This is a genomic window from Cellulosilyticum sp. ST5 (assembly GCF_046529625.1).
Lineage (GTDB): Bacteria > Bacillota > Clostridia > Lachnospirales > Cellulosilyticaceae > Cellulosilyticum > Cellulosilyticum lentocellum.
Genome location: NZ_CP132338.1, coordinates 3364615 through 3376803, shown reverse-complemented (window position 1 = coordinate 3376803; position 12189 = coordinate 3364615). Strand labels below are relative to the sequence as shown.

Below are 12189 nucleotides of genomic sequence, written 5' to 3'. Positions count from 1 at the left end.
GGAAGAAGATGATCAGGGTAATGTTTGTCTGTCACGGCAATATTTGTCGTTCACCTATGGCTGAGTTTGTAATGAGAGATATGGTGAATAAACGTGGACTTAGCCAAGAATTCTACATAGCATCTTCAGCAACAAGCACAGAAGAAATAGGTAATGGTGTTCACTATGGAACGAAGCGTAAGTTAAAGGAATATAACATTTTAACTGATGGCAAGTGTGCAGTGCAGTTAACGAAAAAGGATTACAATGCGTATGATTATTTCTTAGGGATGGATAGTAGAAATATCACCAATATGCGTAGAATATTGGGTGATGATCCTAAGAAAAAAATCTATAGACTGCTAGACTTTTCCTCCTGTCCCAGAGATATTGCGGACCCATGGTATACAGGGGATTTTGATAGGACGTATGAAGATGTTTATGAAGGGTGCAGTGAGTTTTTAAAAATGATTCTAGAAGAAAAACTGATAGGGATGGAAATAAAAAAATAATTCATTAATAAAATAAGAGATAAGTTTATAATAAGAATTGTGAAAAGAATAAATTATATTGTGAATACTTCACGAAAATTCGACAAAAAATTTAGCGTTAATTAGCAATGGATAACGAAGATAATTTTTATGAGTCAATTTCATTGACACTTTAAAATACGTTGTGTTATAACAGATTCAAGCAAAGGAGCTTATACAAGTTCCTTTGCTTTTTTTTTATTTTGATTACTTTTTTTGTTAAAAGTCTATAGGAGGGGAATAGGTATGAAAATGATCCAAGCAATTGTAAGGACTGAGAAATCTCCAGATGTACAAAATGCATTAAGTAGTGCAGGGTACTTACCAATGACTAAGATGAGTGTACTTGGAAGAGGCAAACAGAGAGGACTCAAATCTGGCAATGTATATTATGATAGTTTGCCTAAAGACAATATTTATATTGCTTGTCATGATGAACAGGTAGATAAAATTATAGAAATTATTATGCAATCTGCAAAGGTTGGTGGCGGAACTAAGGGTGATGGCAAGATTTTTATTTATCCTATTGAACGAACAATAACAGTTTCTAATAAATCTGAAGAAGTGTGATAGGAGGAGTGAAGATGAAATTAGCAATGATTGTAGTCAGACCTAATATGTATTATGCAACAAATGAGGCATTGGCAGACAATGGATTTTTTTCTATGACAAGCATGGAGGCAACGGGGCGTGGTAAGCAGAGAGTAGATTACGTAACAGCTGAAGATGATGCAGCAGTATCACAGGACATGAATCAAATGGTTTCTAAAAGGCTTATTGAAGTATATGTTCGAGATGAACAAGTAGAAAAGCTCACTGAAATTATTACAGAGATTAATAGTCAAAATAATTCAGGTGATGGAAAGATATTTATTATTCCAGTTGAAGATGGTTATAGGATTAGAACAGGGGAAAAGGGAAATGAAGCAATAATGTAGTTCTAAGATGCATGGCTCCTACACTCATCGATAGTAATCTGGAAGTAAAAGGATAGGAGAAGGCGATATGAATAGAATAAGTATAGCTAAAGTCAAAGCGTTATATAAAAGTGGCGCTATTACACCTCAGAAGTTAATAGAGCAGATTATAGAAGCAAGTAACGTAGATGAAGAATATAATATTTGGATTATAAAACCAGATTTATCTTTTATACAACCTTATCTGGATGAACTGATTAATAAGAGTCCAGAACAGTGCCCATTATGGGGAGTTCCATTTGCTATTAAAGATAATATTGACATAAAAGGTCTTCCAACTACAGCAGCTTGTCCAGGATATGCTTATGAAGCAAAAGAAGATGCAATTGTAGTAAAAAGGCTACTTGAAGCAGGAGCTATACCTGTGGGTAAAACAAACTTAGATCAATTTGCAACCGGCTTAGTTGGTACCAGATCTCCCTATGGTGAAGTACATAATGCAATAAAGCCAGAGCTCATAAGTGGTGGTAGTAGTGCAGGCTCAGCAGTTGCAGTAGCTAGAGGATTAGCAGCATTTTCTCTTGGAACAGACACAGCAGGTTCAGGAAGAGTTCCAGCTGCATTAAATGAACTAGTAGGACTTAAACCTACAGTTGGTGCTTGGCCTACTAAAGGAGCTGTTCCGGCATGTGCATCTTTAGATTGCATCACAGTAATGGCTAATGCATTAGAAGATGTTTATATGGTAGATTCGATTGCAAGAGGATATGAAGAAACAGACTGTTGGAGTAAGAAGTCAGAGATTCCAGAAGCGAGTTTACCTATAAAAATTCTTTTACCAGAAGAAGAACCTGTATTTTATGGTGACTATGCCAAGGAATACAGAGCTGCTTGGCATACAGCTGTAGTTCATATAAAGCAATGCGGCATACCTATTGCAACCATTGATTATAATTTCCTTTCAAAAGCGGCTAAATTGTTATACGAAGGTCCATGTGTAGCAGAGAGATGGGCAGACTTAGGAGAGTATGTGGCGTCACATCCAGACCAGGTATTTCCTGTAACGAAAGAGATTCTTACCTCTCCTTGTAAGAAAAACTATGATGCAACCTCTGTATATAAGACTCAGCACCAACTAAAGGAATATAAGCATAAAGCCTATGAACTCATGAAAGATGCAGTTTTGGTAATGCCTACCTGTGGTGGAACCTGGACAAGGGAGCAAGTAAGAAACAATCCCATAGCGACTAATAGTGATATGGGACGTTATACCAATCACTGTAATCTCCTTGATATGTGTGCTATTGCTATACCAGGAGAGAGAGCAGCAGAGGATATTCCTTTTGGAATCACTTTATTTGCTACAGCGCCAAATGAAGGACTTATTAAAGGACTTGCCCAACAGTTGATGAGCTAAGAGGCATTTCTAGTGAAGAAGCTAACATAAGGGTGGCAAGGTAAAGAGGTGAAAAAGATGGAGGATGAAAAGAGTTTTCTGTGCAGGGATTTAATGAACCTGAAATGTCTGAAAGGTATAAAGCTTGTAGCAGGAGAAAAGCATCTAGATCATATTGTCACAAGGGTCAATATTATGGAGGTACCAGATATCGCTAACTGGGCTCAACCAAATGAATTTTTAATAACTACAGGATATGCTTTTCAAGATCATGAAGAGGCTTTTATTGAATTGATACCAAAGCTCAAGCGAAAAGGTATAGCTGCATTTGGAATAAAACCTAAGAGGTTTATAAAAGATATATCACAAGACATCATAGAAGTAGCTGAAACCTGTGAAATGCCATTATTTATTCTCCCACCTAATACCGTATTTTCTAATGTAGTCCGTGAAGTAATGGAAAAGATATGTGCCAAGGAAATGTCAAGCTACTCTATTATTCAAGGAAGATTAGAAGTTATCTCAAAGCAATTACTTAAGAATGATTCATTAGCAGATATTCTAGAAAACATATCAGGACTTATAAATAACCCTATAGCTGTGGTAGTTAATGATAATGACTTATTTTGTAGTAGTGAAGATGAAAAGAGATTTGAAGGGATTATAGCACTTTTACAGGAAAGAGACGCTGACCAAACCAAGATGACCTGCAAAATGTCTGATGGAAATACTAGAGTTATTTATACTTTTCCTATCGAAAATGCAGTGATTGTACTTTTGGAACAGAATCAAGTAGTTTCTACAGTGGATAGGTTGACGATAACAACAATCCAGTCCCTTATAGCCATTAAGCTTCATAGTGACACCATGTACAATGAAGTTCGCGCTAGGTATATAGATAATTTTATACAGGATTGGCTTGGTGGTTACATACATGATGTTGAGGAGCTTGATATGCAGGGTTTATCTTATGGTTATCAAGGCATTTCTACAATGAAGGCTAGAGTTGCAATTATACATATGAATTTAAGAAAGAGCGGTCTACTAGACAGAGAACTCATATATCAGCTTAATGAAAAAGCAGGGCGTAATAGAATGATGATGTTTACTGAGGTTACTAGAAATATAACAGCAATACTTCTATATAAAGAAGAAAGTCAGGAAGCATATGAGGCTTCAGTTGCTGAACTCAAAGCCATCGTAGAAAAAGGATGTAATACCCAAAACTATACGATATACATAGGCCGATTATGTAGGAACACCATAAAGATTAGAGAGCAGTATCTAGACACTGTTAATCTCATGAAGGCTGGAAGCACCTATAGGGATAAAGAAAATGTCGTTACATGGGATAAAATAGGTATTTACTCAATTTTAACACTAATTCCTAAACATAAAAATGTGGAAGACTTTCTAGAAAAGTATGTACAGCCTATATTAGAGTATGATTCTAAAAAAAACCTTAATTTATATGAGACCGTAGAAACTTACTTTAAGGCTCACTGCAATGTAAAAATGACAGCAGAGTTATTGTATACACACTATAACACCATAGTTTATCGATTAGATAAGGTTAAAGGGTTACTAGGCATAGATTTTGATGATTATGATTCTAAACTGAATGTTGAGATAGCACTCAAGCTTTATAGAATTTATTCAGATTAATTGCAAAGGAGAGAACGCTATGAAAATGATAAAAGCCTATATTAGGCCACAAAAGGAAAGAGAAGTTTTAAATGCATTAGTGGAGAAACACATTTATGGTGCAACCTTTAAGAACACATTAGGACGTGGAAAACAAAGAGGCTTAAAGGTAAGCGATGTCTATTATGATGAAATTCCTAAGACTTTATTAATGATTGTTGTAGATGACGAGAGGGTAGAGGAAACTAAGGGAGTCATTGCAAGTGTATGTAAGACTGGGAAAAAGGGAGCATATGGGGATGGTAAGATTTTCACAATTCCTATAGAAAAGGAAATAACTATTAGTTCAGGTGAGATAAAAGAATGAGGATAGAAGGTGAGGGCTTATGAAGAAACTTTTTCAGATTAGAAAAGATATACCCAAATCACTAAGTAATACAGTGAGCATAGTTACATTTTCATTACTGATTATCCTTTGGTTTTGGGGAAGTAATTTTACTGACATCAGCAATGTCTTTCTTCCTACACCACAAGCAACCTTTGGAGCCATGTTGGATGGCATGAAGGATGGTTCCCTTTGGACAGATATAGGAATTAGTTGCTACCGTGTATTCATGGGATTTTTAATATCAGTTCTTATAGGTATTCCGATAGGTATCTTGGCTGGAACCTTTAAGATTGTAGCAGCAGTGGTTAAACCTATTATTGGATTTATGAGATATCTGCCTATATCAGCTTTGATTCCACTCATTATGGTATGGTCAGGCGTTGGAGAGAAAGCAAAAGTGACTATTATTGTTGTTGGTGCCATATTTTCATTGATTACCATGATTAGTGATATTGTTAGAAGCGTTCCAACAGATCTTATCCATTCTGCTTATACGCTAGGGGCAACTCAAAGACAAGTTATTGCTAAAGTGATAATACCTGCTATGATGCCACAGATTGTAGATAGTTTAAGGACTGTTATGGGGTGGGCATGGACTTATTTAGTAATGGCAGAGATGCTTGCATCAAGTTCTGGACTTGGCTATAGCATTATGATTGCAGAAAGGTTCATGAAGACCTATATCATCTTTATGGGTGTATTCACAATTGGACTTTTAGGACTTATTATTGATAAGCTTTTTGCTTTAATTAATCGCCTATTATTCCAATGGGCAATCGAACAATAGAAATGAGGTGGCTATATGAGGCAAAAAATTGAGGAACCAAACTTCGATGGGTTAGGTGTTGAGGCATCAGTCGCAAACAGTAAAATATACTGCAAACATATCAATAAGGTTTATAAAAATAGAAAGAACGAAATTTATGCACTTCAAGATATAAATATAGAAATACTCGATAATGAATTCATTTGTATTGTTGGTCCTTCAGGCTGTGGTAAATCTACGCTACTTCGTATACTTGCAGGCTTAGATGATGCAACCAGTGGCAGTATAGTTTTAGATGATAAGATGCTAGATGGCCCAGGAGCTGATAGAGGAATGGTATTTCAATCCTATACCTTGTTTCCTTGGAAAACAGTTGAAGAAAATATCAGGTTCGGACTAGATCTTAAAAAGATGCCAAGAGAAGAGGCTGATAAGATTGTAAGGAAATATATTGAGCTAGTTGGCTTAGGTGAATTTGCCAAAAGCTTGCCTAATCAATTATCTGGTGGTATGAAGCAAAGGGTTGCAATTGCTAGAGCCCTTGCTAATAACCCGAAGGTTTTACTGATGGATGAACCATTTGGTGCCCTTGACCCAGATACGAAAGCCAATATGCAGCTACAATTACGTGAGTTATGGGAAAAGGAAAAGCATACGGTTATTTTTATTACACATGATATTGAGGAAGCTGTATTTCTTGCAACTAAAATATTTGTAATGAGTGCAAGGCCAGGAAAGATTATTTCAGAGGAACCTATTTATCTTCCTTATAATAGAACACTTGAGTTAAAGGATACACCAGAATTTATTACCCTAAGAAAGAAAATACATGGCATGCTTCATTCTAACGACTTTAAGGAAGTGTGATATGAAAAAACAGGATGATTTATTTAAGAATTTCCTTACTTTATCCATTCCTATAGGTGTTCAAAGTCTTATTACAAGTTTAATTAATACTGTAGATACACTTATGATTGGACAGCTAGGGGATATTGAACTATCAGCAGTGGGTTTAGTGAATCAAATCTATTTTATTCTCCTATTAATGACAGTGGGAACCATCAGTGGAGCAACCATATTCATGGCACAGTTCTTTGGTAAAAAAGATGTGCTGGGAATGAAAAAGGCCGCTATGTTAGCTGCAATAGTGATATCAATAGCCAGTCTTGCATTTATGATAGGTGGAATAGTTTTCCCGCGATATATCCTGGGTATCTTTTCGAATGAACAGGAACTAATTGATATAGGAGAGAAGTACTTTAGAGTGGTTGCATGGAGTTACCTAGTAACAGGTATATCACAGGTGATAGGGATGATTCTTAAAAATTTAGGTAAAGCAATGCTGCCGTTGGTAGTGACTACAGCAGCTATTATCATTAATATTTGCTTCAACTTTATATTCATTTTTGGATATTTTGGAGCACCAGCCATGGGTGTTGAAGGTGCAGCATGGGCTACTAATATAGCAAGGTATGTGGAAGTGCTCATATTACTCATCATGCTGTATGGCTATAACAGAGAGTATGCACCTAGCATTAAAAATATCAAATCTATCAATAAAGTATTTGTAGCCCAGTTTGCTAAGGTGGCATTACCTGTAACTATAAGTGAAACCATTTGGAGCTTTGGTACATCGCTGTATAGTGTTGTTTATTATCATATGGGCTATGAATATGGTGCAGCTATTAATATTGCTAAGGTACTTGAAAATCTATTAACTTCCTTTTTCAAAGGTTCAGGACAAGCTGCCGCCATCATAATAGGAAGAGAATTAGGAGAGAACGATCAACAGAGAGCTATAGTTGATTCTAGAAGAATGGGACATTATAGCATTGGTTTAGGAATTTTATCAGGCGTGATTATGTTGAGCTTTAAAAACACTTTCTTAAGCTTCTATCAAGTATCTCCTCTTGTAAAATCAGTAGCTGGCATGATGATTACTTATATTGCACTGATGATGCCATTTATAGGGTATCAGTGGTTACATATATCTAGCACATTACGTGCAGGAGGAGATACTAAAGCTTGTATGCTGATAGATAACGTAACAGTATGGTTAATAGCACTTCCTTATGCTTTTGTTACAGGCTATTTCCTTAACTTGCCTATACAGGTGGTTTACCTATGCTTGGTACTAGATACAATAGCTAAGTGTATACTTGTTTTCTTAAGGGTAAGGAGCAAGAAGTGGATTAAAGATGTGACGAGTATATAAATACTACAACAGTATGAATATAAAATTATAGTTTTAGGAGGGAAACAGGATGAAAAGTTTAACAAGAAAATTAATGAGTATTTTAGTAACAGGGATATTTACACTATCAATGGTAGCATGTAGTAGTTCGAATGAGGGAGCTAAAACAACAACACCTACTTCAAGTGATACGACTCAAGAGCTAACGACAGTTAAAACGGCTTATTCACCTTTTATTGGTGGTATCGGTATTTATGTAATGAACGAGTTAGGCTTTGATAAAGAAAATGGTATTAACCTTGAAATTGGCGCTTATGGTAACACATCAACGCTTATGAGTTTAATGACAGGGGATGTAGATATTGCTTTTACAACTATTCAAGGCTATATGACTTCTATTAATGCATTGATAGAAGAAGGAACAAGTGTTGAAGCACTTCCAAAGATTGTTTATCTTCATAATGAATCAACAGGAGCAGACGGTATTGTATGTAAACCAGAAATTAAGACTGTGGCAGATCTAAAAGGAAAAGAAGTATCAGCTCAGTACGGAAATGTTACCCATTACATGCTTGCTAAAGCTTTAGCAACAGCTGGCCTTACAATGGACGATGTAAAAATGACAGATATGGGACCTGGTAAAGGAGGGTCAGCATTTATTGCAGGACAACTGGATGCAGCCACAACATTTGACCCTTATCTTACACAAGCTGTGACAGAAACAGGAGCAAACTTACTCATTACTACTAAAGATCTAGAAAGATGTATTTATGATGTGTGCGTTGTATCAGCTAAAACTGCAGAGGAGAAACCTGAATGGTTAACTAAGACACTTCTTGCAGTAGAAGAATCAACACAATACGTTAACAATAGTTTAAAAGAGGCAGCAGAAAAAACAGCTGCAACCTTTGAATCTACACCACAAGAAGTCGAAGAAATGTGTTCTACAGTATATCTTTATACCATGCAAGATAATATAGAAGGGATGGCAGAAGGAGGCTGGTTATACGATTCTTTAAAAGATATCCAAGACTTCTATGTATCTATCGGTGAGATGAGTGAGGATATTGACTTTTCACAATTAGTTGACTCAAGTTTCCTTAGTAAATAGTTATGAGTACATGGGATGAATTAAAAAAGGAGATAAGTGACATAGGTGAGATGCTCTGGCGTAATCCAGAGCTTCCCCTTATGGAATATTATGCAAGCGATACACTTATAAAATGGTTACAGACAAAAGGTTTTAAAATAACAAGAAATTTAGGTGGTTACCCTACTGCTTTTAAAGCAGAATGGGGAAGCGGCTACCCTAATATAGGAATGATTGCTGAATATGATGCCTTGCCAGGACTATCTAATCACAATGGGGTGACTAGAAAAAGCTTAAAGCAAGAAGCCGGTCATGGATGTTTGCATAATCATATAGGTGCACTCAATACAGGTGTGGCTATTGCTATCAAGCAAGAACTTGAGAAACACAGGTTAAAAGGAACCATAACGGTTATAGGCTGCCCAGCAGAAGAAATAGTAATGGGCAAGGTAGCATTGCTGCATAAAGGTGGATTTAAAGGGATCGACCTATTGCTAACGAGTCATGTGGATTATCAAAATGCAGTTTTAAGTAGACCCAGCCTAGCAGCACTGCAAAGTGAATTTGCTTTTAGTGGCGTAGCAAATCATACAGGTATATCAAGAAAACAAAATGCTTTAGATAGTGCTGAACTCTTTATTCAAACCATAGAGAAAGTAAGGTATCATAGATTTCCTAATGTTTCTATTGAGCACGTGATAAGACATGGGGGTGTAGCTCCGAATATTGCTACAGATTTTGCAAGTGTATGGATAAGTATGAGGTCAAATCAGTACAATGATATGATAAGTGCTTATGAAGAGATTAAAGCTATGGCTCAGCAATGTGCCTTTATATGTCAGGTTGACAACAAAGAGGGTTTTATAGCTTCAACACATGGCTATCTGCCTAATGATACTGTGGGAGATATATTGTATAGTCACATGAAGCAGGTGGAAATTCCTCGTTATACTGAATCAGAATGTAGTGTACTTAAAGAATTAATTAAGAATGCTACAAACTTAGAAACCTTTACCCTTGATGAAAACATAAAGTATCTAAAGGAAGGAATAGAAGCCTATAGTCAAGATGATGGGGAGGTAAGCTTTCATATACCTCTTGGACGTATGAACTGGACCATGCCACAGGAGCTACCGCTACATAATTGGGCAACAACGGCATTTGCAGGAATGGAGATGTCTTATAAGGGCGCTTTTATGGTGGGCGAAGTGCTTATTAGTTCAGCAATAGAGATGTTTAAAAATTCGGACCTTGTGAAGCTAGCAAGAGAAGAATTAGAAAGTAGAGTGAAAAACAATCCCATTATGCCAGCAACATTTAATGATGGAGAGCTTTTAAGGAAAAATCCAGAAGCCTTTTGGAAAGGTGAATGGCTTTAAACTTTAAAGACTAAATAAAGGAGAGGATATTATGAAAATACCAGAGAATAGCGCATTAATAGTGATAGATTTGCAAGATGGAGATAATGATGCCTGCGGTATTCCTATTATGGAAGGGAGTACTACTTATCAAAATGCACCTAAGATTATTAAATTTTTTAGAGAGCATGATTTACCAGTAGTTCAGATTAGAGAAATTCATAGACCAGACCATAGTGATTTTGGTAGAGAGCTAGATGGGGTAGAAGGTGTACATTGCTTAGAAGGTACGCCATTTGCTGAATATAATCCACTCACTAAACCAGAAGGAAATGACTATACAATAGGTAAAAGGAGATACAGTGCTTTTTTAGGAACAGATTTAGATCTTCTTCTTCGTTGCAAAAAAATTACCACCTTGTTTTTAATTGGTGGATTAACAGATGTTTGTGTAAGATTCACTGCTGTTGATGCACATCAACATGACTATAAGTTTTATGTTGTGACTGACTGTGTGACAGGTTCTTCAAGGAAAGCTCATGACTATGCACTTTTAAATATGAAGTATTTACAGAGAGAATCTAATATCACCACACAAGATATTTTAGAAGCGGAGGTGTAGACTATGATAACAATACCTGAACATAGTGCTTTAGTACTGGTAGATGTACAAGATTCAAAGGTGCATGTACCCTTATATGATGGAGAGTACCAACAAAAAAGAAGAAAATTTTATCATGATAATGTTTTAAAGGTAACAGAGTATTTTAGGAAATTAGGTAATGTGCCTATTATTCATATCATAGAACTTCATAGAGATGACCTAGTGGATTTTGGTCGTGAATTAGATGGTTCAGAAGGCGTACATTGTTTAGAGAAGGATTCTATTTTCTGGGAGCCAACAGCACCAATTAAAGGAGAGTATACGATTCCAAAGAGAAGATACAGTGCTTTTTTTGGAACAGACCTTGAGATCTTACTAAGAGGACTTAAAGTTGAACATTTATTTATTTGTGGAGGTATGACAGATATTTGTGTTCATTACACCACAGTAGATGCACATCAATATGGCTATCATGTTCATGTGTTTAAGGAAGCCTGTGGTACTCACAGCCCAGAAGAAGTGGCACAAGCAGCGCTCGATAATATCGAATATTTTCAAACAGGGTCAATTATCTCAGTCAACGATCTAGATTAGATAAAAATAGCTACTGTAGGAGGTAGATATGATAACAATACCAGAGCATAGTGCATTACTATTAATTGATGTAGAAGAATCACAAGAATCCTTTTCAGAATATATAGGTGAAAAGCAAGAGAAGAGAGAAAAGTATTATCATGATCATATATTGAAGGTCACTAAGTACTTTAGAAAGCTAGGGAATGTGCCTATTATTCATGTTATTGAATTACATAGGAATGAAATGGTTGACTTTGGTAGAGAACTTGAAGGTGCTGAAGGTATTCATTGTTTAGAAAAAAATACATCTTTTTGGGAACCAACAGCCCCTATTGAAGGTGAATATGTCATTTCTAAAAGAAGGTATAGTGCTTTCTTTGGAACAGATTTAGAAATATTACTCAGAGGACTTAAAATAGAGCACCTTTTCATTGGGGGAGCATTAACAGATATTTGCGTTCATTACACCACAGTAGATGCACATCAATATGGCTATCATGTTCATGTGTTTAAAGAAGCATGCGGTACCCATAGTCCTGAGGATGTGGCACAAGCAGCACTTGATAATATTGAATATTTTCAAACAGGGGCAATTATTTCAGTTAAGGATTTAGAAGAATGAGAAGAAAAGGACTATCGCAAAACACATATTAAATACAAGATATAGAAGGAAAATAAATGATATATCTTGAGGTAGTATATGGTTTGATGATAGTCTTTTTATATTTTCAGCAGAATTTTTACTTA

General features: G+C 36.0%; 14 protein-coding genes. All 14 read left to right on the top strand.

Going from position 1 to position 12189, the window contains the following annotated elements:
* Nucleotides 1-8: 8 nt before the first annotated feature.
* The 14 genes from QTL86_RS16415 to QTL86_RS16350 all read left to right on the top strand — a co-directional run bounded on the left by QTL86_RS16415 (nucleotide 9) and on the right by QTL86_RS16350 (nucleotide 12064).
* Nucleotides 9-491, top strand: a complete 483-nt coding sequence (locus QTL86_RS16415; protein ID WP_410495468.1) for a low molecular weight protein-tyrosine-phosphatase — start codon at nucleotides 9-11, stop codon at nucleotides 489-491.
* A gap of 264 nt (nucleotides 492-755) precedes the next feature.
* Nucleotides 756-1079 (top strand): P-II family nitrogen regulator, encoded by a 324-nt coding sequence (locus QTL86_RS16410; RefSeq protein ID WP_410495467.1) that lies wholly within the window; start codon nucleotides 756-758, stop codon nucleotides 1077-1079.
* A 14-nt stretch (nucleotides 1080-1093) separates the two neighbouring features.
* The gene (locus QTL86_RS16405) at nucleotides 1094-1447 is read left to right on the top strand and encodes a P-II family nitrogen regulator (protein ID WP_410495466.1); all 354 of its coding nucleotides are present in this window, start codon (nucleotides 1094-1096) and stop codon (nucleotides 1445-1447) included.
* 67 nt (nucleotides 1448-1514) lie between these two features.
* A complete protein-coding gene (locus QTL86_RS16400; RefSeq protein ID WP_410495465.1) occupies nucleotides 1515-2843 on the top strand; it encodes an allophanate hydrolase in 1329 nt (442 codons plus the stop codon).
* A 57-nt stretch (nucleotides 2844-2900) separates the two neighbouring features.
* Nucleotides 2901-4487 carry a PucR family transcriptional regulator gene (locus QTL86_RS16395; RefSeq protein WP_410495464.1) on the top strand — a complete coding sequence of 529 codons (1587 nt, stop codon included), beginning with the start codon at nucleotides 2901-2903 and terminating at the stop codon, nucleotides 4485-4487.
* A 19-nt stretch (nucleotides 4488-4506) separates the two neighbouring features.
* Nucleotides 4507-4833, top strand: a complete 327-nt coding sequence (locus QTL86_RS16390; RefSeq protein WP_410495463.1) for a P-II family nitrogen regulator — start codon at nucleotides 4507-4509, stop codon at nucleotides 4831-4833.
* 19 nt (nucleotides 4834-4852) lie between these two features.
* Nucleotides 4853-5641, top strand: coding sequence for an ABC transporter permease (locus QTL86_RS16385; RefSeq protein WP_410495462.1), 789 nt, complete (start codon nucleotides 4853-4855; stop codon nucleotides 5639-5641).
* A 15-nt stretch (nucleotides 5642-5656) separates the two neighbouring features.
* Nucleotides 5657-6487 carry an ABC transporter ATP-binding protein gene (locus QTL86_RS16380; RefSeq protein ID WP_410495461.1) on the top strand — a complete coding sequence of 277 codons (831 nt, stop codon included), beginning with the start codon at nucleotides 5657-5659 and terminating at the stop codon, nucleotides 6485-6487.
* 1 nt (nucleotide 6488) lies between these two features.
* The gene (locus QTL86_RS16375; protein WP_410495460.1) at nucleotides 6489-7835 is read left to right on the top strand and encodes an MATE family efflux transporter; all 1347 of its coding nucleotides are present in this window, start codon (nucleotides 6489-6491) and stop codon (nucleotides 7833-7835) included.
* Nucleotides 7836-7884: 49 nt separating this feature from the next.
* On the top strand, nucleotides 7885-8925 hold the full coding sequence (locus QTL86_RS16370; RefSeq protein WP_410495459.1) for an ABC transporter substrate-binding protein: 1041 nt from the start codon (nucleotides 7885-7887) through the stop codon (nucleotides 8923-8925).
* 2 nt (nucleotides 8926-8927) lie between these two features.
* Entirely contained in the window at nucleotides 8928-10283 is a 1356-nt protein-coding gene (locus QTL86_RS16365) for a hypothetical protein (protein ID WP_410495458.1), read from the top strand.
* Between the two features lie 31 nt (nucleotides 10284-10314).
* Complete coding sequence (locus QTL86_RS16360; protein WP_410495457.1) at nucleotides 10315-10884, top strand: cysteine hydrolase family protein; 570 nt, start codon at nucleotides 10315-10317, stop codon at nucleotides 10882-10884.
* Between the two features lie 3 nt (nucleotides 10885-10887).
* The gene (locus QTL86_RS16355) at nucleotides 10888-11460 is read left to right on the top strand and encodes a cysteine hydrolase family protein (RefSeq protein WP_410495456.1); all 573 of its coding nucleotides are present in this window, start codon (nucleotides 10888-10890) and stop codon (nucleotides 11458-11460) included.
* A gap of 28 nt (nucleotides 11461-11488) precedes the next feature.
* Nucleotides 11489-12064: a cysteine hydrolase family protein gene (locus tag QTL86_RS16350; protein WP_410495455.1), complete on the top strand. Its 576-nt coding sequence runs from the start codon at nucleotides 11489-11491 to the stop codon at nucleotides 12062-12064.
* Nucleotides 12065-12189 lie beyond the last annotated feature (125 nt).